General features: G+C 70.7%; 25 protein-coding genes. 12 read left to right on the top strand and 13 right to left on the bottom strand.

Going from position 1 to position 24448, the window contains the following annotated elements:
• Positions 1-147: 147 nt before the first annotated feature.
• Positions 148-522 carry a hypothetical protein gene (locus KVT45_RS38500; protein ID WP_217553830.1) on the top strand — a complete coding sequence of 125 codons (375 nt, stop codon included), beginning with the start codon at positions 148-150 and terminating at the stop codon, positions 520-522.
• Positions 523-576: 54 nt separating this feature from the next.
• Here KVT45_RS38500 and KVT45_RS38495 read toward each other — a convergent pair whose 3' ends face one another.
• Genes KVT45_RS38495 through KVT45_RS38485 form a run of 3 tightly spaced genes read right to left on the bottom strand, consistent with a single transcriptional unit; the run spans position 577 to position 3647 of the window.
• Positions 577-1710 carry an Mrp/NBP35 family ATP-binding protein gene (locus KVT45_RS38495; protein WP_217553829.1) on the bottom strand — a complete coding sequence of 378 codons (1134 nt, stop codon included), beginning with the start codon at positions 1708-1710 and terminating at the stop codon, positions 577-579.
• 43 nt (positions 1711-1753) lie between these two features.
• Complete coding sequence (locus KVT45_RS38490) at positions 1754-2341, bottom strand: DUF1003 domain-containing protein (RefSeq protein WP_217553828.1); 588 nt, start codon at positions 2339-2341, stop codon at positions 1754-1756.
• Positions 2331-3647 carry a CBS domain-containing protein gene (locus KVT45_RS38485; RefSeq protein WP_217553827.1) on the bottom strand — a complete coding sequence of 439 codons (1317 nt, stop codon included), beginning with the start codon at positions 3645-3647 and terminating at the stop codon, positions 2331-2333. Before KVT45_RS38485 ends, KVT45_RS38490 begins: the two co-directional genes overlap by 11 nt.
• A 199-nt stretch (positions 3648-3846) precedes the next feature.
• Between KVT45_RS38485 and KVT45_RS38480 the strand changes: the two genes are divergently transcribed.
• Complete coding sequence (locus KVT45_RS38480) at positions 3847-4572, top strand: hypothetical protein (RefSeq protein ID WP_217553826.1); 726 nt, start codon at positions 3847-3849, stop codon at positions 4570-4572.
• Between the two features lie 154 nt (positions 4573-4726).
• Here the strand turns inward: KVT45_RS38480 and KVT45_RS38475 are convergent, their stop codons facing one another.
• Both KVT45_RS38475 and KVT45_RS38470 read right to left on the bottom strand, forming a co-directional pair.
• Positions 4727-5239: a hypothetical protein gene (locus KVT45_RS38475; RefSeq protein ID WP_217553825.1), complete on the bottom strand. Its 513-nt coding sequence runs from the start codon at positions 5237-5239 to the stop codon at positions 4727-4729.
• Between the two features lie 10 nt (positions 5240-5249).
• A complete protein-coding gene (locus KVT45_RS38470; protein WP_217553824.1) occupies positions 5250-6380 on the bottom strand; it encodes a magnesium and cobalt transport protein CorA in 1131 nt (376 codons plus the stop codon).
• A 484-nt stretch (positions 6381-6864) separates the two neighbouring features.
• Between KVT45_RS38470 and KVT45_RS38465 the strand changes: the two genes are divergently transcribed.
• The gene (locus tag KVT45_RS38465) at positions 6865-7461 is read left to right on the top strand and encodes a suppressor of fused domain protein (RefSeq protein WP_217553823.1); all 597 of its coding nucleotides are present in this window, start codon (positions 6865-6867) and stop codon (positions 7459-7461) included.
• A 43-nt stretch (positions 7462-7504) separates the two neighbouring features.
• Here the strand turns inward: KVT45_RS38465 and KVT45_RS38460 are convergent, their stop codons facing one another.
• Positions 7505-8731 carry an MFS transporter gene (locus KVT45_RS38460; protein ID WP_217553822.1) on the bottom strand — a complete coding sequence of 409 codons (1227 nt, stop codon included), beginning with the start codon at positions 8729-8731 and terminating at the stop codon, positions 7505-7507.
• A 159-nt stretch (positions 8732-8890) separates the two neighbouring features.
• Here KVT45_RS38460 and KVT45_RS38455 point away from each other — a divergent pair, with 159 nt between their 5' ends.
• The 3 genes from KVT45_RS38455 (at position 8891) to KVT45_RS38445 (ending at position 11254) form a co-directional block, all read left to right on the top strand.
• Positions 8891-9532, top strand: a complete 642-nt coding sequence (locus tag KVT45_RS38455) for a DUF6758 family protein (protein WP_217553821.1) — start codon at positions 8891-8893, stop codon at positions 9530-9532.
• Positions 9533-9735: 203 nt separating this feature from the next.
• Positions 9736-10593, top strand: a complete 858-nt coding sequence (locus KVT45_RS38450; protein ID WP_217553820.1) for a PHP domain-containing protein — start codon at positions 9736-9738, stop codon at positions 10591-10593.
• A 55-nt stretch (positions 10594-10648) separates the two neighbouring features.
• Entirely contained in the window at positions 10649-11254 is a 606-nt protein-coding gene (locus KVT45_RS38445; RefSeq protein ID WP_089098922.1) for a MarC family protein, read from the top strand.
• Positions 11255-11425: 171 nt separating this feature from the next.
• Here the strand turns inward: KVT45_RS38445 and KVT45_RS38440 are convergent, their stop codons facing one another.
• Positions 11426-11578: a hypothetical protein gene (locus KVT45_RS38440; protein ID WP_089098921.1), complete on the bottom strand. Its 153-nt coding sequence runs from the start codon at positions 11576-11578 to the stop codon at positions 11426-11428.
• Positions 11579-11739: 161 nt separating this feature from the next.
• On the opposite strand from KVT45_RS38440, the gene KVT45_RS38435 reads away from it, so the two are divergent.
• A complete protein-coding gene (locus KVT45_RS38435; RefSeq protein WP_217553887.1) occupies positions 11740-12642 on the top strand; it encodes an NYN domain-containing protein in 903 nt (300 codons plus the stop codon).
• On the opposite strand, the gene KVT45_RS38430 is transcribed toward KVT45_RS38435, so the two are convergent.
• Positions 12639-13547, bottom strand: coding sequence for an alpha/beta fold hydrolase (locus tag KVT45_RS38430; RefSeq protein ID WP_217553819.1), 909 nt, complete (start codon positions 13545-13547; stop codon positions 12639-12641). The genes KVT45_RS38435 and KVT45_RS38430 overlap by 4 nt on opposite strands.
• A gap of 223 nt (positions 13548-13770) precedes the next feature.
• The gene (locus KVT45_RS38425; protein ID WP_254647969.1) at positions 13771-16389 is read right to left on the bottom strand and encodes a DEAD/DEAH box helicase; all 2619 of its coding nucleotides are present in this window, start codon (positions 16387-16389) and stop codon (positions 13771-13773) included.
• 552 nt (positions 16390-16941) lie between these two features.
• Between KVT45_RS38425 and KVT45_RS38420 the strand changes: the two genes are divergently transcribed.
• Complete coding sequence (locus KVT45_RS38420) at positions 16942-17688, top strand: ferritin-like fold-containing protein (RefSeq protein WP_217553818.1); 747 nt, start codon at positions 16942-16944, stop codon at positions 17686-17688.
• Between the two features lie 116 nt (positions 17689-17804).
• Here the strand turns inward: KVT45_RS38420 and KVT45_RS38415 are convergent, their stop codons facing one another.
• The 4 genes from KVT45_RS38415 to KVT45_RS38400 all read right to left on the bottom strand — a co-directional run bounded on the left by KVT45_RS38415 (position 17805) and on the right by KVT45_RS38400 (position 19667).
• Positions 17805-18077 carry a hypothetical protein gene (locus KVT45_RS38415; RefSeq protein WP_089098916.1) on the bottom strand — a complete coding sequence of 91 codons (273 nt, stop codon included), beginning with the start codon at positions 18075-18077 and terminating at the stop codon, positions 17805-17807.
• Between the two features lie 174 nt (positions 18078-18251).
• The gene (locus KVT45_RS38410) at positions 18252-18479 is read right to left on the bottom strand and encodes a DUF3107 domain-containing protein (RefSeq protein WP_046730492.1); all 228 of its coding nucleotides are present in this window, start codon (positions 18477-18479) and stop codon (positions 18252-18254) included.
• Between the two features lie 151 nt (positions 18480-18630).
• Positions 18631-19275 carry a TetR/AcrR family transcriptional regulator gene (locus KVT45_RS38405; RefSeq protein ID WP_089098915.1) on the bottom strand — a complete coding sequence of 215 codons (645 nt, stop codon included), beginning with the start codon at positions 19273-19275 and terminating at the stop codon, positions 18631-18633.
• Positions 19276-19445: 170 nt separating this feature from the next.
• Entirely contained in the window at positions 19446-19667 is a 222-nt protein-coding gene (locus KVT45_RS38400; RefSeq protein ID WP_089098914.1) for a hypothetical protein, read from the bottom strand.
• Between the two features lie 231 nt (positions 19668-19898).
• Here KVT45_RS38400 and KVT45_RS38395 point away from each other — a divergent pair, with 231 nt between their 5' ends.
• The 4 genes from KVT45_RS38395 (at position 19899) to KVT45_RS38385 (ending at position 24447) form a co-directional block, all read left to right on the top strand.
• On the top strand, positions 19899-20918 hold the full coding sequence (locus tag KVT45_RS38395; protein WP_217553817.1) for an alpha/beta fold hydrolase: 1020 nt from the start codon (positions 19899-19901) through the stop codon (positions 20916-20918).
• 7 nt (positions 20919-20925) lie between these two features.
• Entirely contained in the window at positions 20926-22413 is a 1488-nt protein-coding gene (locus KVT45_RS38390) for a DUF3152 domain-containing protein (RefSeq protein WP_217553816.1), read from the top strand.
• A gap of 56 nt (positions 22414-22469) precedes the next feature.
• Positions 22470-22562, top strand: a complete 93-nt coding sequence (locus KVT45_RS58520; protein ID WP_351321593.1) for an Ms4533A family Cys-rich leader peptide — start codon at positions 22470-22472, stop codon at positions 22560-22562.
• A 166-nt stretch (positions 22563-22728) separates the two neighbouring features.
• Positions 22729-24447 (top strand): ABC transporter substrate-binding protein, encoded by a 1719-nt coding sequence (locus KVT45_RS38385; protein WP_217553815.1) that lies wholly within the window; start codon positions 22729-22731, stop codon positions 24445-24447.
• Position 24448 lies beyond the last annotated feature (1 nt).

Below are 24448 nucleotides of genomic sequence, written 5' to 3'. Positions count from 1 at the left end.
ATTTAGACACATGTTCCACGTTTCACACCCAGGCGCACTGCGGAGCAGGGCAACCCCACCCCTTCGTCCCAGTCTCCCGAATTGCAGGAAAGCTGCCAGTGGCTGATAATGGAATCCGATCACCGTCAGCTATTCGACGGAGGGGTTATGGCTGACATAAACGTTTCCGCGCCGAGAATTTCGCTTCCCGTTTTCGAGGAGGCCGAGGCGCTAGGCCCTCAGGACGCCGAGTTCGTGCGGGATCTGGCCGCGGTACTGGCCAAGCACGGCAATCTGAACCGGTTCGGTCTGTGCCTGCTGCACGATCATTTCCCGATCGCTGCCGACGAGGTGCTGGTGGAGACCAACGACCCTCGAACCCGTACCCTGCACGCCCATGTGGAGAAGGCGGACGGGACTCGGCACACCAAAGCCTCGCAGTGGCGGTTCCTGCCGCATACCGAGGCCGCAGATGGTGGCCCCTATCAGGTGATCCAGCTCTGCACCCCGCTCGACCTCTGCCCGGGACGGGCGGCGGAGTAGCACGAAGGGGGGCGCTGTCCGTCACGGACAGCGCCCCCCTTCGTCGTAGCGGCTCTAGAACTTGTTCTTCGGGGTGATCCCCAGCGAGAGGCCTGACAGGCCCCGCTGCCGTCCTCCCAGCTTCCCCGCGATGCCCCGCAGTGCCGCGCCCGCCGGGCTGTCCGGGTCGGTCAGGACGACCGGCTTGCCCTCGTCGCCGCCCTCGCGGAGGCGGACGTCGATGGGGATGTTGCCGAGGACCGGGACGGTCGTGCCCGTCGTACGGGTGAGACCGTCGGCGACCAGCTGGCCGCCGCCCGTGCCGAAGATGTCGACCATCTCGCCGCAGTGCGGGCAGGGCAGCCCCGACATGTTCTCCACCACGCCCACGATCTTCTGGTGGGTCTGGACCGCGATGGAGCCGGCCCGCTCCGCGACCTCCGCCGCCGCCTGCTGGGGCGTCGTGACGACCAGGATCTCGGCGTTCGGGACCAGCTGGGCGACCGAGATGGCGATGTCGCCGGTGCCGGGCGGGAGGTCGAGGAGGAGGACGTCCAGGTCGCCCCAGTAGACGTCCGCGAGGAACTGCTGGAGGGCTCGGTGCAGCATCGGGCCGCGCCAGACGACCGGGGCGTTGCCCGGGGTGAACATGCCGATGGAGATGACCTTCACGCCGTTCGCCGACGGCGGCATGATCATGTTCTCGACCTGGGTCGGGCTGCCGTCCGCGCCGAGCATCCGCGGGACGGAGTGGCCGTAGATGTCCGCGTCGACCACGCCCACCTTGAGGCCGTCGGCGGCCATCGCGGCGGCGAGGTTGACCGTGACCGACGACTTGCCGACGCCGCCCTTGCCGGAGGCGACCGCGTAGACGCGGGTGAGGTTGCCGGGCTTGGCGAAGGGGACCTCGCGCTCGCCCTGGCCGCCGCGCAGGGCGGTGGCCAACTCCTTGCGCTGCTCGTCGCTCATCACGTCCAGGGTGACGTCGACCCGCGTGACGCCCTCGACCCGGGAGACCGCCTCGGTGACGCGCTGGGTGATCGTGTCCCGCATGGGGCAGCCGGAGACCGTCAGGTACACGGTGACCGCGACCGCGCCGTCCTCCCCGATCGCCACCGATTTGACCATCCCCAGTTCGGTGATGGGTCGGTTGATCTCGGGGTCGTTCACCGTCGCCAGTGCCTCGCGCACCGCGTCTTCGCTAGCCATACAGACGATGGTACGGCGCGGCACAGTGCCCCTATAACGCCCCTCAGCGGTCGTCTACGTCACGCCGCGCCGACCGTTCTGCCGGGAATACGACATGCCCGTCCCGTCGCTCGTCCGTCATGTCCTTGAGGAGGTCCTGGAGCTCGGAGCGGATCCAGTCCCGGGTCGCCACCTCGCCCAGGCCCATGCGCAGGGCGGCGATCTCCCGGGTCAGGTACTCGGTGTCGGCGATGGACCGCTCGTTCTGCTTGCGGTCCTGTTCGAGGTTGACCCGGTCCCGGTCGTCCTGCCTGTTCTGCGCGAGCAGGATCAGCGGGGCCGCGTAGGACGCCTGCAGGGACAGGGCCAGCGTCAGGAAGATGAACGGGTACTCGTCGAAGCGGAGCCCGCCGGGTGCCGAGATGTTCCAGATCACCCAGAGGATGATCACGAACGTCATCCAGACGATGAACCGCCCGGTGCCCAGGAACCGCGCGATGCGCTCGGAGAGCCGTCCGAAGGCTTCCGGGTCCCACTCGGGCAGCAGCCTGCGCCGCGGCGGGCGCGGCTGGTCCAGGCGGGCGCGCGACCGGCCGGCGGCGGTGGCGCCGGCCGGCGTCCGCTCTCGCGTGCTCTCCCGCTCAGCCGCCATGGATCCCCGCCCCCTTCTCGCCCGTCTTCTCCGCCGCCTGCTCCTCCTCGTCCAGGTGGAACTCGGTCTCCCGCCAGTCCTCCGGCAGCATGTGGTCGAGTACGTCGTCGACGGTCACCGCGCCCACCAGCGACCCCGCCTCGTCCACCACGGGCGCCGCGACCATGTCGTAGGTGGCGAAGAACCCGGCGATGACCGGGAGCGTGGCGTCGGGGTCCAGGGGCTGCAGGTCGTCGTCGACGACCAGCGAGCTGACCAGGGTGTACGGGGGATCGCGCAGCAGCCGCTGGAAGTGCACGGTGCCCAGGTACTTGCCGGTCGGGGTCTCGTCGGGCGGCCGGCAGACGTAGACCTGGGCGGCGAGGGCCGGGGAGAGGTCGGCGTTGCGGACCCGGGCGAGGGCGTCGGCGACGGTGGCGTCGGGGCGCAGGACGATCGGCTCGGTGGTCATCAGACCGCCCGCCGTGTGCTCCTCGTACGACATCAGGCGCCGCATCTCGGCCGCGTCCGCCGGCTGCATCAGGCTCAGCAGCCGTTCCTTGTCCTGCTCGGGGAGTTCGGCGAGCAGGTCGGCCGCGTCGTCCGGATCCATGGCCTCCAGGACGTCCGCCGCCCGCTCCTCCTTCAGCTTGCCGAGGATCTCGATCTGGTCGTCCTCGGGGAGTTCCTCGAGTACGTCGGCCAGGCGGTCGTCGTCGAGGGCCGCGGCCACCTCGGCGCGGCGCTTGGGGGAGAGGTGGTGCAGCACGTTGGCGAGGTCGGCGGGGCGCAGCTGCTCGAAGGTGGCGAGCAGGCTCTCGGCACCCTGGCCGTGCTCCTCCAGGGAGAACCCGGTGACCTGCGACCACTCGACGGTGAGCGTCTCGCCCCTGGTCCGCCGGAAGGTGCCGGTGCGGCCCTTGCGGACGAAGACCCGGTCGATCTCCCAGACCCGGCGGGCCGGCAGCTGCTGTACGGCCAGATCCAGGACGGTGACCTCCTCGCCGGTCTCGACCAGCTGGACGCGGCGGTCGAGGAGCTCGCCGAAGACCAGGCGTTCGGTGGGGCGCTGCTCGAAGCGGCGGACGTTGACCACACCGGTGGTGATGACCTGGCCGGACTCGACGCCGGTCACCCGGGTCATGGGCAGGAAGATGCGGCGCCGGGTGGACAGTTCGACGACCAGGCCGAGCAGCCGCGGGGGCTTGCGGCCGACGCGGAGCATGACGACGAGGTCCCGGACGCGGCCCACCTGGTCGCCGTTGGGGTCGAAGACGGGGATGCCGGCGAGGTGCGAGACGAAGATGCGGGGAGCGCCGGCTGCCATGGGGTTGCTTCCTTTGCCTACCGAAGTGCTGCTTGCGTTGTTTTCAGTCCCTTTTGACCGCTCGGTGGGCTTCAGGCTAGCCCGTACCGATCGGATATGCCCTGGTGGGCGGTCCGGACGGACTGGCTCCGCCGGGCGGGTGGGGCACCGGTACGCTGCGGTACGCCGTGCCGGACCCCTCAGAAAGGTGGCCCTGTCTGTGACCGCGATTGCTCCGGGCCGTACTCGCCACGCCGCACTGGTCACCGCCGTGTGCGCACTGGCCGTCCTCACCGGGTGCAGCGGGGATCCGGACGCCGGGACGAACGGGGTGGGCAAGCTGTCGCCGGCCGTGATCCAGTCGAAGACGCGGGCGGCGGCGTCGGCGGTGGCGACGGTGCGGATGGCGGGGACGGTGGTCACGAGCGGGCGTACGTACCAGCTGGACATGCGCCTGAACAAGGACGGCGGGACCGGGTCGGTCACGTCGAAGGGGTCGACCTTCCAGCTCGTCCGGGTCGGCGCCACGCTGTATCTGCAGGCCGACTCGGGGTTCTGGAACCACGCCGACGGCAGCGACACGACGGCCGCGACCAAGCTCGACGGCAAGTACGTCAAGGTGCCGCGGACGGATCCCGCGTACAAGAAGTTCAGCGGATTCACGGACAAGGACGTTCTTCTCTCGGGCCTCCTGACCCTGCACGGCTCGCTCTCCGTGGCCGGTCACCACGAGCAGTCCGGTACCCGCACGATCCGCATCGCCGGCGACAACGGCTCCGGCGGCACCCTGGACGTCTCCCTCGAAGGCAAGCCGTACCCCCTCCGCCTGGAACGCGGCGGCGGCGCCGGCACCCTCACCTTCTCGGACTGGGGCAAGGACTTCAGCGTGGCCGAACCGGAGAAGAGCGAGACGGTCGACTACGGCAAGCAGCTGCCCGCGTCGTAGGGGGCGGCGCGTAGGGGCTTCGGCGGGTCCGGCACCACCGACCAGCGCCGCGGGGGCTGAGCGCCGTTGCGGCCGACGGCCCCCGAATCCCGCCGCAACGGCGATCCGCCACGACGGTCCTGTTCGGCCGTGCCGAACTCGGCTCAGGTGTCCGCTACTTGGGCTTGCGGCGTCTGGAGAGCAGTCGCGGCAGGCCGGCCGGGATCGGGTGCCGGGTCGTTGCCGGGGACGGGACCGGGGCCTCTGCCAGGCTCCCCTCCGGCAGGGGCAGCACCGCTCCCGTCGGCGTCAGGCGCAGCACCCTGCACTCCCTCGCCCAGCGGCCGGTCATCGCCTCGCCGTCGGGGGCGTTGAGGCGCTTGCCCTTCAGTTCCGCGACCGCCGAGTCCCACTCCGGGGTGCCGGCGGGCAGTTCCATGACCGTCGCCGTCCAGGTGACCAGCCGGCCGCCCTTGTCCTTGCTGCGGACGGTGACCTCCGCCGACCCCCCGTCGGCCAGCTCACCCAGCGACTGCTCGGCTCCGTCGCCGACCAGGCACACGCCCCCGTCGGCCCACGCGTGCCACACCGCACGCGCGGCCGCCGCCCCCGAGCCCCGCACCCAGATGAGGCCGGACTTCTTCGTGGCCTCCTCGATGAGGGCCTGGTCGAGCAGCTCGCTTGTCATGACGCCCAGCCTAGAGCCAGCCGTTGCGCTTCAGCGTGCGGTGGATGCCGAGGCAGATGCAGACCGTGATGCCCATGATCACCGGATAGCCGTACTTCCAGTGCAACTCCGGCATGTACTTGAAGTTCATGCCGTACACACCGCACACCATCGTCGGTACGGCGATGATCGCGGCCCATGCCGTGATCTTCCGCATGTCCTCGTTCTGCGCCACGGACGCCTGCGCGAGGTTGGCCTGGAGGATCGAGTTGAGGAGTTCGTCGAAGCCGACGACCTGTTCCTGGACGCGGGCGAGGTGGTCGGCGACGTCCCGGAAGTACTTCTGGATGTCGGGGTCGACCAGCCGCATCGGCCGCTCGCTCAGCAGCTGCATGGGGCGCAGGAGGGGCGAGACGGCGCGCTTGAACTCCAGTACCTCGCGCTTGAGTTGGTAGATCCGCGCCGAGTCGACGCCTCGGGAGACCCCGCCCTTGCGGCCCGGCGTGAAGACCTCGGTCTCCACCTCGTCGATGTCGTCCTGGACGGCGTCGGCGACCGCGACATAGCCGTCGACGACGTGGTCGGCGATGGCGTGCAGCACGGCCGAGGGGCCCTTGGCGAGCAGCTCGGGGTCGTCCTGGAGCCGGTGCCGCAGCGCCCGCAGCGAGCCCTGCCCGCCGTGCCGGACGGTGATGAAGAAGTCCCGGCCGGTGAAGCACATGACCTCACCGGTCTCCACGACCTCGCTGTTGGCGGTGAGCTGGTCGTGCTCGACGTAGTGGATGGTCTTGAAGACGGTGAAGAGGGAGTCGTCGTACCGCTCCAGCTTCGGGCGCTGGTGGGCCTGGACGGCGTCCTCGACGGCCAGCGGGTGGAGCCCGAACTCGCTCGCGATACCGGCGAATTCGGCCTCGGTCGGCTCGTGCAGGCCGATCCACACGAACCCGCCGTCACGGCGCACCAGCCGCATCGCCTCGTGCGGGGTGAGCGGCTTGCCGGTCTGGACCCGGGCGCCGTCGCGGTAGACGGCACAGTCGACGACGGCCGAGGGCGTACCGGGGTCGCGGGTGGTGTCGTACGCGCCGTTGTCCGGACGCAGGCTCTTGCGCAGCGAGGGGCGGGAGGGGCGGACGACGGCACGGAGGTCGCGGATCATCGACATGGGCAGGCTCCTTCGCGACAGGCAGCGGAAGATCGCATGCGAACGGGTGGAACTACCCGGAATGAGGACGTCCTGACTGCGGATGTTTGGCACGTCCACAAAGCGGGGAGCACCGCACCGTTGCGGTGGCGACTTCGCTACTGATTCAGATCAGACGAACGGATCCAGACAGATCCGGAACGGACCGGTCAGAAGGATCAGGCAAGCGAAACGAAGTGCTCTTCCGAACGACAACGCGCACGAGAAGGCGGCAGCCAGCCAGAGAAGAAATCAGAGGCCGGAAGAGCGAGTGGTACTGCACGGGTGACTTCGATCCATGACAGCCCCACCTCCTCCAGCCGGTCCCTCGTAAGGGAGTCCTGTCGGCGTCGGGTCTGGCCGCGACGCGCTGCGTGCTGCCCCGAACCGCCGCGGCCAGAGTAGCAGCAGCCCTCAGTGTCAAGGCGCCGCTTTGCCCGGTACTGACGAGTTCTATGCTCACGACATGGCTGAAGTTCTTCCTCTGGTCGAGGCCCGGTTGACCACCACGCTGGGCGAACCGGACGCGCGCGCGGCGGTCACCTTCCTCGGTACGGACCGCATCGAGGTGCTCCGTTTCCACGAGGACCTCCAGGGCGAGGACGTCGTCCGCTACGCCACGCTCGGCATGTCCGCGCACCCGATGACCGACCCCACCGCGATGGTCGCGGACCCCGTCAAGGGTCCGCGTGCCGAGCTGGTCCTGTCGGTCCGGGCCGGGCTCGCCGAGACCGACAAGGTGCTCCGCGCGCTCGCCGTACTCGCCGCGTCCCCGCAGGTGGAGGGCCTGGTCGTGACGCCGGGCGCGTCGCTGGACGTCGGCGGTCCGCTGTGGCCGGGCGCGCCCTTCACCTCCGTCCTGGTCGGCGAGCCGGGCGGCCTCGTCGAGGATCTGGAGCTGGACGAGCCCCTCGACCCCGTACGGTTCCTGCCGTTGCTGCCGATGACACCGAACGAGGCCGCCTGGAAACGCGTGCACGGTGCCGGCGCCCTCCAGGAGCGCTGGCTCGCGAACGGGACGGACCTCCGGGACCCGCACCGGAAATCCGCCCCGCTGGACTGAACGGGCGGGGTGAGCAAGCTCACCAAGCGCCGCTCGGGGAGAGTCAGTTGGCAAAGACCGTGACGCCGTCCTCGGTGGCGTGCCGCGGTTCCAGTTGCTCGGCGTCGTGAGTGAGCGCGTTCCGTCGTACGAGCACCACGACCGCGCCCAGGACCGCGGTGACCGCCGCCACCACGAACGGGACGTGGATGTCGCTCCACTCCTCGATCTTCGGCGCGAAGTAGGGAGCGGCCGCCGCGGCGAACCAGCGGACGAAGTTGTAGCCCGCGCTCGCCACCGGGCGCGGTGCGTCCGAGACGCCGAGGGCCAGTTCGGTGTAGACGGTGTTGTTCACGCCGATGAACGCGCCGGACAGGATCGTGCAGACGACGGCGGTGGTGTGGTCGCCGTAGCCGAGGACGAGGACGTCGGCGGCGAGCAGGACGAGCGAGCCGCCGAGCACCTTCAGGGAGCCGAACCGCCGCTGCATGCGCGGGGCGACCACCACCGAGAAGAGCGCGAGCAGCACGCCCCACGCGAAGAACACGGCGCCCGAGCGGTACGGGGTCATGTTCAGCACGAACGGGGTGAAGGCCAGCACCGTGAAGAACGTGTAGTTGTAGAAGAAGGCGGAGGCGGCCGCGGAGGCGAGGCCGCCGTGGCCCAGCGCCCGGATGGGATCCAGGACCGACGTCTTGCGGGCCGGCTTCGGCTGCTCCTTCAGGAACGCCGTGATGCAGAGGAAGCCGATCGCCATCAGGGTGGCGGTGCCGAAGAAGGGGTAGCGCCAGCTGATGTTGCCGAGCACCGCGCCCAGTAGCGGGCCGCACGCCATGCCGAGGCCGAGCGCGGACTCGTAGAGCAGGATCGCGGCGGCGCTGCCGCCGGCCGCCGCGCCGACGATGACGGCGAGGGCGGTGGAGACGAAGAGGGCGTTGCCGAGGCCCCAGCCGGCCCGGAAGCCGACCAGCTGGCCGACTGTGTTCGAGGTGCCGGCGAGTCCGGCGAAGACCACGACGAACGCGAGGCCGAGCAGCAGCGTCCTGCGGCCGCCGATGCGGCTGGAGACGAAGCCGGTGAACAGCATCGCCACGGCGGTGATCAGGAAGTACGAGGTGAAGAGCAGCGAGACCTGGCCGGCCGTGGCGTCCAGGCCCTTGGCTATGGAGGGCAGGATCGGGTCGACGAGTCCGATGCCCATGAAGGCGACGACGGATGCGCCGGCGGTCGCCCACACGGCCTTCGGCTGCCGCAGGATGCTGCCCGCTCCCGCGTCGAATGGGTCGTCCATGCGCTTCCTCCGCTCAGACGGATTTAGTTGGCGTATGCATATAGTAAGTTAGGGCAGCTAATTAATGCAAGATGCATCTAGTTCCCCTCGGTGAACGGGTCCCTCCGGACGGGTGATCGTCCTTGACGTGGACGATTCCGGGTAGGACCGTGGGGCCCTATGAGGGGCGAACCCAGTTGCCCGAAGTGTGGTGGCCGGGTCAGGGCTCCCGGACTCTTCGCCGACACCTGGCAGTGCGATGTGCACGGGACCGTGCATCCGGTACAGCCCGTGATCCCGCCCAGCGTCGAGGCCCTCGGCGTGGTGGTGCACCGCACCCAGGTTCCGGTGTGGATGCCCTGGCCGCTGCCGGTCGGCTGGCTGTTCACGGGTGTGGCGTGCGCCGGTGACGACCGCAGCGGCGGGCGCGCGACCGCCGTCGCCTGCTCCGGACCCGCGCCGCTCGGCGGCATAGGGGAGATGATCCTGGTCGCCGAGGAGCTGGGCGTCGGCCTCGGAGCCCGGTACGCGGGGATCGACGGGCCGGACCCCGGGCCGTCGATGAACGTGGAGAAGCCACCGCAGGCGAAGGTGCTGGCGGCGGGGCGGCCGGCGCCGCTGTGGCATGTCTCCGGGGCGCCGGACGACAGGGCCGTCTTCTTGGGCGAGGCGCGGGGGCTGTGGCTCTGGATCGTGGTGTGGCCCGAGCAGACGGGTCTGCTGATGTACGACGAGTTGGTGCTGACCGACCTGCGGGACGCGGGGGCGGAGCTGGACCTGGTGCCCTGCGGGGCGTTGTCGCCGCGGTTGCTGGAGCCGTGACGCCCAAGAGGGGTGGGGTGTAGGCCGGTGCGCGACTGCGGGTTGGCTGTGGCTGGTCGCGCAGTTCCCCGCGCCCCTGGGTGGGACCTGTGCCGTGCCTGTATGGGGCGCCGCCCGCTTTCGGGTGTGACAGGGCACCCTCTGTCGGCCGTTATCCTTGACGCGTTCCCTTCCGTTCCGTCCGTCCCGTTGGAGTCTGTGTCGTGCGCATCGATCTGCACTGCCACTCCACCGCGTCCGACGGTACGGACACCCCGGCCGAGCTGGTGCGCAACGCCGCCGCTGCCGGTCTTGACGTCGTCGCGCTGACCGATCACGACACGACTCGCGGGTACGCCGAGGCGATCGCCGCGCTGCCCGAGGGGCTCACCCTGGTCACCGGGGCCGAGCTGTCCTGCCGTGTCGACGGCGTCTCCATGCACATGCTGGCCTACCTCTTCGACCCCGAGGAGCCCGGTCTGCTCGCCGAGCGCGAGCTGGTCCGGGACGACCGGGTGCCGCGCGCCCAGGGCATGATCGCCAAGCTGAACGCGCTGGGGGTGCCGGTCACCTGGGAGCAGGTGAAGCGGATCGCCGGGGACGGCTCGGTCGGGCGGCCGCATGTCGCCTCCGCGCTCGTCGAGCTCGGCGTCGTACCGACCGTGAGCGACGCCTTCACGCAGGAGTGGCTGGCCGACGGCGGCCGGGCCTTCGTGGAGAAGCACGAGACCGACCCCTTCGAGGCGATCCGGCTGGTCAAGGGTGCCGGCGGAGTGTGCGTGTTCGCGCACCCCGCGGCCGCCAAGCGCGGGCGTACGGTGCCCGAGTCGGCGATCGCCGAGATGGCCGCGGCCGGCCTCGACGGCATCGAGGTCGACCACATGGACCACGACGAGGACGCGCGCACCCGGCTGCGGGGTCTCGCCGGGGAACTGGGGCTGCTGGTCACGGGGTCGTCCGACTATCACGGCAGCCGCAAGACCGTGACGCTGGGCGAGTACACCACCGACCCCGAGGTGTACGGCGAGATCACGCGCCGGGCGACCGGTGCGTTTCCCGTCCCGGGGACCGGCGGACTCTGAGGCTCGGCCCTCGCCCGTCCAAGTCCCTCACTCCCGCAAGGCCTGTGGCACCACCATGTTCGATCTCGCCGTCTTCGGCTCCCTCTTCCTGACCCTGTTCGTCATCATGGATCCCCCCGGGATCACCCCGATCTTCCTCGCCCTCACCGCCGGCCGGCCCGGCAAGGTGCAGAAGCGGATGGCCTTCCAGGCCGTGTGCGTGGCCGGCGGCGTGATCACGGTCTTCGGGCTGCTGGGGCACCAGATCCTGGACTACCTGCACGTCTCCGTGCCCGCGCTGATGATCGCGGGCGGGCTGCTGCTCCTGCTCATCGCCCTGGACCTGCTCACCGGCAAGAACGACGAGCCGAAGCAGACCAAGGACGTCAACGTGGCGCTGGTACCGCTGGGCATGCCGCTGCTGGCCGGTCCCGGTGCGATCGTGTCGGTCATCCTCGCCGTGCAGAAGGCCGACAGCGTGGCCATGCAGGTGTCCGTGTGGACCGCGATCCTCGCCATCCATGTCGTGCTGTGGCTGGTGATGCGCTACTCGCTGCTGATCATCCGGGTCATCAAGGACGGCGGCGTGGTCCTGGTGACACGGCTCGCGGGCATGATGCTCTCCGCGATCGCCGTGCAGCAGATCATCAACGGCGTCACCCAGGTGATCAAGGGCGGGTAGGGGGCGCGGGTACACGCGGGTACACAGAGCTCCGAACGCAGAGCCCCCGTACGGCGTCGGTGCCGTACGGGGGCTCTGAAGACTGTGCGGTGTTCCGCGTGTCGTCGGTGTGGTTGCTGCTCGTCTCTCGTATCGCGTCGTCGTGCTGCGAAGCCCCGTTACGAAGCCTCGTTACGAAGCCTGGGTCTCGGCCGGTCGGATCCACAGGCGCTGCCCCACGGCGGCGGCCTGCTGCACGATCCTGCTGACGGAGGCGGCGTCCACGACAGTGCTGTCCACGGTGGTGCCGTCGACCTCGTCGAGTCGCATGATTTCGAAGCGCATGGCTTCTCCCTTCGTCGTCGTGTTCCGTAGGAGTCAACGGCTTGCGTGTTACAAACATTCCCTACGCTAAAGAAATTTTTCGAACGTCTAATTACCGACCGGTACAAGTCTCAAGGAGACTGACCGGGACCGGTTGTGTTCGCAGCGTGACCGCCGGGACAATGGAGGCGATGAACGACGACCTCGCCGCCCTCCAGGCCCGTATCGACCGCACGAACGAGCTGCTCACCCGCATGCTCGCCGAAGTGGCGAAGACGCCCTCGACCCATGCGATCTTCGTCGACGCGGGGTACCTCTACGCGGCCACGGGCCGGCTCGTCGCCGGGACGGAGGACCGTCGCGCCTTCGACCTCGACGCCGAAGGGCTGATCGAGGCGCTCATCGACAAGGCGCGCCAGATCTTCGCCGACAGCCGGCTGCTGCGCGTCTACTGGTACGACGGGGCCCGCCGCCGCATCCACACCGCCGAGCAGCAGACCATCGCCGAACTGCCCGACGTGAAGGTCCGCCTCGGCAACCTCAACGCCAACAACCAGCAGAAGGGCGTCGACTCCCTGATCCGCACCGACCTGGAGTCACTCGCCCGGCACCGTGCCATCAGCGACGCGGCCCTGCTCGGCGGCGACGAGGACCTGGTCTCCGCGGTCGAGGCCGCCCAGGGGTACGGCGCCCGCGTCCACCTGTGGGGCATCGAGGCTCCCGAAGGCCGCAACCAGGCCGAGCCGCTGCTCTGGGAGGTCGACAGCCAGCGCACCCTCGACCTCGAATTCTTCAAGCCGTACGTCTCCCGACGCACCGCCCCCGCCTACGAGGCCGGCACCACCAGACCCACCCGCGAGGACGTCCGTTTCGTCGGTGCGCAGATCGCCGCGAAGTGGCTGTCCTCGCGGGGGCGTGAGGCGCTCGTCGAGCTGCTGCCCGGCCACCCCTACCTGCCGGGATCCGTCGACCAGGACCTCCTCGTCGAGGCCGAGGGGATGCTCCAGTACTCCCTGCGCGGCCAGGCCGACCTGCGCCGCGCCCTGCGGGACGGCTTCTGGGAACACCTCCAGACGCAGTACTAGCCCTGGTTGTGGTTCTGGTCCGCGGGGCCGGTGCTGTCCCAGAAGGCGGCTATCGCCTCGGCGGTGGCGGCCGGCCGGTCGGTGTTGGGCGAGTGCTCCGCCCCCTCGATGACCGTCCGGTGTGCGCGCAGCCGCAGCGCCATGTCGTCCAGCAGCGGCACCGGCCAGGTGTCGTCCCGGGCGCCCGACAGGACGTGGAACGGCAGCGGTACGGCGGCGAGTTCCGCGACGCGGTCCGGCTCGGTGCACAACTGGCGTCCGGTGGCGATGAGTTGCGCCGGCTTGTTGCCCAGCCAGCGGCGCCGCAGATCCTCGCCGTCCTCCAAGCCCTCCGCCGGCGCGTCCGGTTCCTCCAGCTCCTCCGGTGCCTCCATGGCCTGCATGGCGTCCCACACCTCGGCCATCGACATCACGGCGAGCGCGTCCCGCAGCAGCTTCACGCGCTGCTGCTGGGAGGAGGAGATCTGCGCCGGGCCCGAGGCCATCAGGGTCAGCGAGCGGAACGGTGTGCGGTCGAGGAGCACGGCGGCCCGCGCGATCTGACCGCCGAGGGAGTGCCCCAGCAGATGCACCGGCCGGCCCGCGCCGACCGCCGCCGCCTGCGCGAGCACGTCCCGCGCCAACTCCTCCTGGGCGTACGCCGATTCGTCTTCCACAGGCCCGTTCGACTCGAACTGCCCGCGCCCGTCCACGGCGACCGTCCGGTAACCGCGCCGGCCCAGTGCCTCGTGCAGCAGGTTGAAGTCCTCCTTGCTCCCGGTGAACCCGGGCAGCAACAGCGCGACCCCCCTCGGCTCGACCCCGGCGGCCACGGGCGCGTCGACGACGGCGAACTCACCCCGGTCGGTGGCGAGCGCATACGCACGGGCACCGGCGGGCGGGACGAAGGTAGGAGGCCTGCTCATGGGGGAGAGGGTATCCGGAGCGGGGTCACCGACCGGGAGCCGGTGGGCGCATCCCTGCGCCGGGGAGTGGGCGGCGACCCGCGGCGCGTGAGGTCGCGTGAGGTCGGGAGGGGTGGGGTGAAGCAGGGGCAGGCGGGGTGGGGGGTGAAGCCGGGTGGGGCGGGTGATGCGGAAACGCCGACGGCCCGGACCACACGGGGTGGTCCGGGCCGTCGTGACGGGCTCAGGCCTCGGGGGCCGCGGCGGTGGCCTTCCGGGTCCGGCGGGCCTTCGGCTTCGCCTCCGCGTCGGCCGCCTCGGCGGATCCGACGGTCTCGACGGCCTCGGTGGCCTTGCGGGTGGTGCGTCGCCTCGGCTTGGCCGCCGGCTCCTCGGTGGCCTGCGCCGGGATCTCCGCGGTGGCGGCGGCTGCCGTCGTCTTGCGGGTGCGGCGGGGCTTGACCTCGGTGCCTTCGGCGGTGTCGACGGCGGCCTCGGCCGCCTTCCGGGTCCGGCGCGGCTTGGGCGCGGCCTCGGCTTCGGCCTCGGCGGCCTTCTCCGGGGCGGCCGCGGCCGTCTTCCGGGTCCGGCGGGGCTTCGCCTCGGCGACCGCCTCGGCCGTCTCCGTGTCGGCGGCGGGTGCTGCCGTCTTGCGGGTGCGGCGCGGCTTGGCCTCCGTGCCCTCGGCGGTGTCCACCGCGGCTTCGGCGGCTGCTGCCGTCTTCCGGGTCCGGCGGGGCTTGGCCTCGGTGGCTGCCTCGGCCGTCTCCGTGTCGGCGGCGGGTGCGGTCGTCTTGCGGGTGCGGCGGGGCTTCGCCTCAGTGCCCTCGGCGGTGTCCACCGCGGTCTCGGCGGCTGCTGCCGCCTTGCGGGTCCGGCGGGGCTTGGCCTCGACGGTCTCGGCGGTGTCCACCGCGGCTTCGGCGGCTGCTGCCGTCTTCCGGGTCCGGCGGGGCTTGGCCTCGGCGGCTGCCTCGGTCGTCTCCGTGTCGGCGGCGGCGGGTGCGGCCGTCTTGCGGGTGCGGCGGGGCTTGGCCTCGGCGGCTTCGGCGGTGTCCACCGCGGTCTCGGCGGCGGCAGCCGTCTTCCGCGTGCGGCGCGGCTTCGGCTCGGCCACGGTTTCGACCGCCTCGACGGCCGCCGCGGGGGCGGCTGCCTCCGGAGCCTCGGCCGTATTGCGGGTCCGGCGACGTACGGGGGCTGCCGGCGCCTCTTCGGCCTCCGGAGCCTCGGTCACCGGCGTCGTCGCCTCCGCGACCGGCGCGGTCTCCGCGGACCTGCGGGTGCGCCGGCGGCGCGGCTGCTCGGGCGCGGCCGGTTCGACCACGGCCTCGACCGTCTCGACGACGGCCTCCGGCGTCACGGTCACCGGAGCGGCGGCCGCCACCGGCTCCTGCGCTGCCCCGTTGCGCGTACGGCGACGGCGGCGCGGGGTCCGGGTGCCCGTCGGCTCCGACGCCGCGACGGCGTCGTCGGCGGAGACGGGCGACACGGACTCGGCGGCCGGCGCCGTGGACGCCGTACCGGATGCCTGCTCCAGGGCCGTACCGCCACGGGTGCGACGGCGGCGGCGCGGGGTGCGGGCCGGACGCTCGCGCTCCTCGGTACGGGCCTCGGCGCGGGGCTCAGGGCGACCGCCCCGGCCACCGCGACCGCGGCCACCGCGACCGCCGGTCTCGCCCAGGTCCTCCACTTCCTCCGCCGCCAGCCCGGCGCGGGTGCGCTCCGAGCGCGGCAGGACACCCTTGGTGCCCGCGGGGATCTTGAGGTCCTCGAAGAAGTGCGGGGAGGTCGAGTACGTCTCCACCGGCTCGGGGAACTTCAGGTCCAGCGCCTTGTTGATGAGCTGCCAGCGCGGGATGTCGTCCCAGTCGACGAAGGTGATCGCCGTACCCGACGCGCCCGCGCGGCCGGTACGGCCGACCCGGTGCAGGTACGTCTTCTCGTCCTCGGGGGACTGGTAGTTGATGACGTGCGTCACGCCCTCGACGTCGATGCCGCGCGCGGCGACGTCGGTGCAGACGAGGACGTCCACCTTGCCGTTGCGGAACGCGCGCAGCGCCTGCTCGCGGGCGCCCTGGCCCAGGTCGCCGTGGACGGCGCCGGAGGCGAAACCGCGGTGCTGGAGCTGGTCGGCGATGTCGGCGGCGGTGCGCTTGGTGCGGCAGAAGATCATCGCGAGTCCGCGGCCCTCGGCCTGCAGTATGCGCGCGATCATCTCCGGCTTGTCCATGGAGTGCGCGCGGTAGACGAACTGCGCGATGTTCGCGACGGTCGCGCCCTCGTCGTCCGGCGCGGTGGCGCGGATGTGGGTGGGCTGGCTCATGTACCGGCGCGCGAGGCCGATGACCGCGCCCGGCATGGTCGCCGAGAACAGCATGGTCTGACGCTTGGCCGGAAGCATGGCGATGATCTTCTCGACGTCGGGCAGGAAGCCCAGGTCGAGCATCTCGTCGGCCTCGTCGAGGACGAGTGACTTGATGTGCTTGAGGTTGAGCTTCTTCTGGCCCGCGAGGTCGAGCAGACGGCCAGGGGTGCCGACGACCACGTCGACGCCCTTCTTCAGGGCCTCGACCTGCGGCTCGTAGGCGCGGCCGCCGTAGATGGCGAGAACGCGTACGTTACGGACCTTGCCGGCCGTCAGCAGGTCGTTGGTGACCTGGGTGCAGAGCTCGCGCGTGGGGACGACGACGAGCGCCTGGGGGGCCTCGGTGAGGGCCTCGGGGGCGGCGCGGCCGGCCTCCACGTCGGCGGGGACGGTGACGCGCTCCAGGAGCGGCAGACCGAAGCCGAGGGTCTTGCCGGTGCCGGTCTTGGCCTGGCCGATGACATCGGTGCCGGACAGGGCGACCGGGAGTGTCATCTCCTGGATGGGGAAGGGGTTGATGATGCCGACGGCTTCCAGGGCCTCGGCGGTCTCGGGAAGGATTCCGAGTTCACGAAACGTCGTAGTCAGGGTGCTGCCTCTTCTGTGTGGCGCGGCGCGAGGCGAGCGCGGGGGTCTTTGACGGACCGTGCCGGGGGACGTCGGCTGCCTTACGTGCGGGCCGTGGGGGGCACGCCGTAGTGCACGGGACCTCTGCCGACGCTCTAGCGCTCGTACCGCTGAGGGTGTGTCCCTCCGCTCGTCGTACGCACAGTGCCGTACGGACCGGGAGGGCTGTCGGGTCGGAGCCGATCGGGCCACCGACCGGGCATCCTCATACGTGCGGCCTGTCGAGGTACGTCGAAAATCGACGGCGTACCAGCAGGCGCATTACCACCATACCCCGGAATCGTGCACATGCGATGGCCGATTTGGTCACGTCGTGGTAGTCACAGTGGTTGACCAGGGGCTTCGCGGAGACTTCCCACGGTCTTCCGGGACTTCCCCGGGGGTTCCCCAGGGCTTCCCGTGCGCGGCGGGCGGGCTATTGTGCGCTTCATGACGAGCTCTGACAAGCCTGAGACCGCTTCCGCCGAACCGACCGGTGTCGCCGCCCAGGACTGGGCGCAGGCGGCTGCCGACCCGCACTACCGTGCCGCGGTCGTGGACCTGCTCGGTGCGCTCGCGTACGGCGAGCTCGCGGCGTTCGAGCGGCTCGCGGAGGACGCCAAGCTGGCGCCCTCGCTGGCGGACAAGGCCGAGCTGGCGAAGATGGCCTCGGCCGAGTTCCACCACTTCGAGCGGCTGCGCGACCGGCTGACGGAGATCGGCGAGGACGCGACGCAGGCGATGGAGCCGTTCGTCGCGGCCCTCGACGGCTTCCACCGGCAGACGGCGCCGTCGGACTGGCTGGAGGGCCTGGTCAAGGCGTATGTCGGCGACTCGATCGCCAGTGACTTCTACCGGGAGGTCGCGGCCCGCCTCGACTCCGACACGCGCGAGTTGGTGCTGGCCGTCCTCGACGACACCGGGCATGCCGGGTTCGCGGTGGAGAAGGTACGGGCGGCCATCGACGCCGACCCCCGGGTGGGCGGCCGACTGGCTTTGTGGGCGCGGCGGTTGATGGGTGAGGCGCTGTCGCAGTCGCAGCGGGTGGTGGCCGACCGGGACGCGCTGTCGACCATGTTGGTCGGGGGCGTGGCCGACGGGTTCGATCTCGCCGAGGTGGGGCGGATGTTCTCGCGGATCACGGAGGCGCACACCAAGCGGATGGCTGCGTTGGGGCTGGCGGCGTAGCGCTCTGAGGGGGGTGGTTCCCGGGGGTGCGCGGCCTTCAGCCGGTGGGGGCTGGTCGCGCAGTTCCCCGCGCCCCTTTCAGGGGCGCTGCAGCTCAGGACGGCTGAGAAGTTCGGCTACGCCGGGATCGATCGTCGGCGGAGTCGGCGGCCCGCCGGGCGGAGCAGCAGTGACAGGGAGGCCGCCGAGACGATCGCCGCGCCCAGGAGAGTGACCAGGACCGCGCCGGGGCCGAGTGCGCTGTGGGTGACGAAGTCGCCGAAGAGGGCTCCCGCGACACCCGTGGAGAACACCAGGGGGCGGGCCGGGAGCCGGTGGGACAGGCGGCTGGTCGCGGCCCACGACAAGGCCAGGCCGAGCAGAGCGGATCCTAGGACTTCCAGGAGCATCACGAGTGGGTCCCTCCCACGGCCGGCCGGCGCTTCACGGTCGTAGCCCGTCATACCCGTGACCTGCGGAATGCAATCCTCCCCTGTGGACGACTTGTGGGTCAGATATGGAGGGCCGACACGCGGAGGGGCCGGGTGGACACACGTCCACCCGGCCCCTCCGTGCTGCTGTGGTCAGACCGCGCTGAAGCCGACCTTGCGCACGGTCGGCTCACCGAGCTCGATGTACGCCAGCCGGTCCGTCGGGACCAGGACCTTGCGGCCGCGCTCGTCCTCCAGGGACAGCACCTGCGACTTGCCGGCCAGCGCGTCGGCGACGAGACGCTCGACCTCCTCGGCGTTCAGACCGCTCTCCAGCACGATCTCGCGGGGCGCGTGCTGCACGCCGATCTTGACCTCCACGGCTATGTCCCTCCGACGGTCAGTTAAGTGCGCGACCTTCCGCGCCGTACGCTGCACACATTAGCCCGGTGAGGGGACGTACACGCTGCGGGCGTGCACGCCAGGAGCGAACAGCGAACGGGAATGCCGTGCGGGTCCGTCAGCGCATCCGTCAGTGGTGGGAGTCGATCCCGTGCAGCGGGAAGCCGGCGATGCCCCGCCACGCCAGCGAGGTCAGCAGCTGTACCGCCTGGTCGCGCGGGACGCTGCGGTCGCTGTGCAGCCAGGACCGCGCCACCACCTGGGCGAGTCCGCCGAGGCCCGAGGCCAGCAGCATCGACTCGGCGCTCGGCAGGCCGGTGTCCTCGGCGATGACCTCGCAGATCGCCTCGGCGCACTGGGTGGTGACCTTGTCGACGCGCTCGCGCACCGCGGGCTCGTTCGTCAGGTCGGACTCGAAGACCAGGCGGAAGGCCCCGCCGTCGTCCTCGACGTACGCGAAGTACGCGTCCATGGTTGCCCGGACCCGCTGCTTGTTGTCGGTCGTCGACGCGAGCGCGCCGCGCACCGCCTGGATCAGCGCTTCGCAGTGCTGGTCCAGCAGGGCCAGGTAGAGGTCGAGCTTGCCCGGGAAGTGCTGGTAGAGGACCGGCTTGCTGACGCCGGCACGCTCGGCGATGTCGTCCATCGCGGCCGCGTGGTACCCCTGCGCGACGAATACTTCCTGGGCGGCGCCCAGCAACTGGTTCCGTCGGGCACGGCGCGGCAGGCGAGTGCCCCGCGGGCGTGCCGCCTCTGTCTGCTCGATGGCTGTCACGCCGCGCCTCCCAAAGTCGTCCACATGCGGATCGCTCCGCGCGGCCATCGTACTTTTCGGTAACCGTGCTGTGCGATGTGCGAGCGCAGAATTTCACGTACCGGACGACGGCGAAAGCCGCACCGGGAAATACGGACAGGCCAGGTGGGCCCGCCGGAGGCCGGTTCCGGTCAGCGGTAGTCCTCCTCGTCGAGGGAGACCACGCGTGCCTGTTCGATGAGATCGGCCTCGTTCGCGCGGCCCGGGTCACCGGTGAGCGGGTCGTCGTGGGACGGTGTGACGTCCGTGTGCTGCTCGGCTGAGTCGCCCTCGGGAGCCTCGACACCGATCTCCGGGGCGTCCTCCGCCTCCAGATCGTCGAGCACGTCGGGGTCGGTGGGGTCATGGGCCATGGTGGGCTCCCTTCCTTCGAACATCCCTGCGGAAGCAGGGGGCCACAAACGGGTGCCCTGTGTACGAGCGTAGGAGACACCGGATGCGGACGCTATGCCTCCAGGGCCGTTCGCTCCGGACGGCCGGTGGCCTTCACCCCGGCCGGTGCGTGGCTCGTACGCGGCTCGCCCGGCTGGTCCTGTGACGGCGAACACATGAATCACTGTGTGATCGTCTCGTAACATTGGCCCATGTCTTCGACCGAGCTGCCCTCCGTGCCGCCCACCAGCGTGCTCTCCGGGGCTGCGGCAGTCAGAGTCGCGGAGGGCGAGCGGCTGCGGTCGGTGGGGCTGCCCGGTGTCACCCTCTCGGTCCGTTCGCGGCCGCCCGCGCGCGCGGGCCTGCCGCCCGCGCTGTACATCCACGGGCTCGGCGGCTCCTCGCAGAACTGGTCGGATCTGATGGAGCGGCTCGAAGGCGTCGTGGACGGCGAGGCGGTCGACCTGCCGGGCTTCGGCGACTCGCCGCCGCCGGACGACGGGGACTACTCCGTCACCGGGCACGCGCGCGTGGTCATCCGCTATCTCGACGCGGTCGGCCGCGGCCCCGTCCACCTCTTCGGCAACTCCCTCGGCGGTGCGGTCGCCACCCGCGTCGCCGCCGTCCGCCCGGACCTCGTCCGCACCCTCACGCTCGTCTCGCCGGCCCTGCCCGAGCTGCGCGTGCAGCGCACGGCCATGCCGACGGTCATCCTCGGCCTCCCCGGCGTCGCCGGGCTCCTCACCCGCACGACCGGCAAGTGGACCGCCGAACAGCGGGTACGGGGCGTCCTGGCCCTCTGCTACGGCGATCCCGGCCGGGTGACGCCCGAGGCGTTCGAGCACGCGGTGGAGGAGCTGGAGCGGCGGCTGCGGCTGCCGTACTTCTGGGACGCGATGGCGCGGTCCGCGCGCGGGATCGTCAACGCCTACACGCTGGGCGGCCAGCACGGGCTCTGGCGCCAGGCCGAGCGCGTCCTCGCCCCGACCCTGCTGATCTACGGCGGCCGCGACCAGCTCGTGGGCTACCGCATGGCCCAGAAGGCCGCGCGCAGCTTCCGCCACTCCCGGCTGCTGTCCATGCCGGACGCCGGGCACGTGGCGATGATGGAGTACCCGGAGGCGGTGGCCGGGGCGTTCCGTGAACTTCTCGCGTCTGCCGACGGGTTGGCCGACGGACCGGCTGCCGGGACCATCGGCGGCCGACCGGTCGCGCCGGGCGCGGGGAGCTGAGGGGCGAGTGGGACGCCACAGCCGCCGCGGCCCGGCACCCAAAGGTGACGATGCGGACATAGCGGACGTACGTGCGGCCCGGAAGCAGGGCCCGGGAGACGGGGATCGCGGGCCTGCCGGCGCGACGGTGCCACGTCCGGCCGACGGAACACCCGCGGGCGGGCCGCCCCGGTTCGCGGACGGCACGCCTGCCCAGGGCGTGCCTCGCTACTCGGACGGGACCCCGGCTCATGGCGTCCCGCGCTTCCCGGACGGGACCCCGGCTCACGGCGTTCCCCGTTTCCCGGACGGCACCCCCGCGCATGGCGTCCCCCGCCTCCCCGACGGGACTCCGGCTCACGGCGTCCCCCGGGTCCGTGGCGGTCACCCCCAACAGCGTGAAGCGGGCGGTGGCTGGGGCGAGTTGGGCGGGCAGGCCGGTGTTGCGGGGGCGGCCGGTGCTGCCGGTGTGTCGATACCGCGGCAGCGGCGGAGCGGGCCCGGTGGGCCCCGGCAGGACTACGTCGACGCTTTCGGCGAGGACGTCGACGTCTTCGCGCCCCGCCCCGGCATCGGCGCCCAGCGTGCGGAAACGTATCCGCCCTTCTCCGACCCGCACGCGTCACCGCTCCCGTCCGGGACGGACGACGGCGATGACGACGCGCCGCCCACCGGCGAACCGGCCGCCCAGTCCAAGGGCGGCAAGGGCCGGGCCTTCACCGGGATCGCGGCCGCCGCCGTCACCACCGTGCTCGCGGTGATCGTCGCCGGGCAGGTCGTCGACGGCCGCGACGGCAGTGCCGTACGGTCGCAGTCGGCCGCGGGCGGGACGCGGGCCACCGACGGCGCCGCCTCGCGCGGAAACAGCCGTACGACGCCGTCCGCCTCCGTCTCCGCCTCACCGAGCGTGGCGACGCTCTCGTACGAGCAGGCGATGGGCGAGAAGTACCCGCTCAGCGCCAAGCTGGCCGGGTCCGGGAAGTTCACCACCGTGCCCGGAAGCGCGAAGGCGCCGGGCAAGGGGCGGAAGTACACCTACCGCGTCGACGTGGAGCAGGGGCTGGGGCTGGACGGGAAACTGTTCGCCGAGGCCGTGCAGAAGACACTCAACGACGACCGCAGCTGGGCCCACGACGGCGCCCGTACCTTCGAGCGCGTCTCCTCCGGCGAGCCCGACTTCGTGATCACGCTCGCCAGCCCCGGCACCACCGCCAAGTGGTGCGCCAAGTCCGGCCTCGACACGACCGAGGACAACGTGTCCTGCGACTCGGCCTCCACGGAACGCGTCATGATCAACGCGTACAGGTGGGCCCAGGGCAGCAAGACGTACGGCGACAAGATCCACGCCTACCGGCAGATGCTGATCAACCACGAGGTCGGCCACCGGCTCGGCTACGGCCATGTGACCTGCGAGAAGGACGGTGAGCTGGCGCCGGTCATGCAGCAGCAGACGAAGTTCCTCGACCATGACGGAATCCACTGTCTGCCCAATCCGTGGCCTTACCCCAAGAGTTGACAGGTGGCTCATACATCACATTGACATGCGCAGAAAGTTCGTACATATTTCTGGGCATGTCGTCCCTTCACGCCTCCGCGCGCGCCGCCATCGAGCTGGCGCTCATCGGCGTGACCGCGCTCTGCGTGGCCGACATCCACTGTCGCTGACGCCCGCCCTCAGGCGTTCGCGTCGCGATCTCCTTCTGTTGCCGTGACCTGGGTCGCGGCTCTTTCGACGACCTGACGCCGGGGCAGACGTCTGTTCACTTTCGTCTCACTCCTCGTCAATCTGTCTCGCCAATCGAGACTCGCCTTCCGAGAGGTCGTCATTCCGATGCGTCACCCGTCCGTAACCAGCGCCCGCGCGGCGTACGTTTCGCTTGCCCTGGTCGTGGCAGCGGGCGCCGCCGCCTGCGGGCCGAAGGACAACGATGCCAACGGCTCCAGTGGCGACTCCACGCCGCACAAGGGCGGCACGCTCACCGTCCTGAACTCCGACCCGCAGACGGACTTCGACCCGGCCCGCCTGTACACCTCCGGCGGCGGCAACGTGCCCTCCCTGGTCTTCCGTACGCTCACCACCCGCAACCGCGCGGACGGCGCCGCCGGCACCAAGGTCGTCCCCGACCTGGCCACCGACACCGGGCGCGCCAGCGAGAACGCGACCGTGTGGACGTACACCCTGAAGAAGGGCCTCAAGTACGAGGACGGCACCGCGATCACGTCCGCCGACATCAAGTACGGCATCGAGCGCTCCTTCGCCCCCGAGCTCTCCGGCGGCGCCCCCTACCTGCGGGACTGGTTGGTCGGCGCCGCCGACTACCAGGGGCCGTACAAGGACAAGAAGGGGCTGTCGGCGATCGAGACGCCGGACGACCGCACCATCGTCTTCCACCTGAACAAGCCCGAGGGCGAGTTCCCGTTCCTGGCCACGCAGACGCAGTTCACGCCGGTCCCGCAGGCCAAGGACACCGGCACCAAGTACGAGGAACACCCGGTCTCGTCCGGCCCCTACAAGGTCGTGAAGAACGAGAACGACGGTGAGCACCTGATCCTGGAGCGGAACAAGTACTGGTCCGCGGCCGTCGACGACCAGCGCAAGGCGTACCCGGACAAGATCGACGTGCAGTCCGGCCTCGACTCGTCCGTGATCAACCAGCGGCTGTCGGCGTCCCAGGGGACGGACGCGGCCGCCGTGACGACGGACACCAACCTCGGCCCGGCCGAACTCGCCAAGGTGACGGGCGACAAGGAACTCGCCGCGCGCGTCGGCACCGGCCACTTCGGCTACACGAACTACATAGCGTTCAACCCGAAGGTCAAGCCGTTCGACAACCCCAAGGTGCGGCAGGCGATCTCGTACGCCGTCGACCGGTCGTCCGTGATCAACGCGGCGGGCGGCAGCGCCCTCGCCGAGCCCGCGACCACCTTCCTGCCGAACCAGAAGTCCTTCGGCTACACGCCGTACGACCTCTTCCCGGCGGGTGACACCGGGAACGCGGCCAAGGCCAAGGAGCTGCTGAAGGAGGCCGGTTACCCGAACGGGCTCACGATCACGCTGACCCACGACAACGCCGACAACTTCAAGACGAGCCCCGAGATCGCCACCGCGATCCAGGACGCCCTCAAGAAGGCCGGCATCACGGTCAAGCTCCAGGGCCTGGAGGACAACAACTACTCCGACACGGTCCACAGCGTGAAGACCGAGCCGGGCTTCTTCCTCGCCGCGTGGGGTGCCGACTGGCCCTCCGGCGGTCCCTTCCTCGCCCCGATCTTCGACGGCCGACAGATCGTCAAGGACGGCGCGAACTTCAACGCGTCCCAGCTCAACGATGCTTCGGTCAATGCCGAGATTGACGCGATCAACAAGTTGACCGACCTTGACGCGGCCGCCCAGCGGTGGGGTGCACTGGACAAGAAGATCGGCGCGCAGGCCCTGACCGTGCCGCTGTTCCACCCGGTCTACAAGCGGCTCGTCGGCAAGGACATCAAGAACGTCGTGATCAGCGACTGGACCGGTGTCCTGGACATCTCCCAGGTCGCGGTGAAGTAGC

The sequence above is a fragment of the Streptomyces sp. GbtcB6 genome, from assembly GCF_019091475.1.
GTDB classification, from domain to species: domain Bacteria; phylum Actinomycetota; class Actinomycetes; order Streptomycetales; family Streptomycetaceae; genus Streptomyces; species Streptomyces hyaluromycini.
This window is presented reverse-complemented; position numbering and strand designations above follow the sequence as displayed.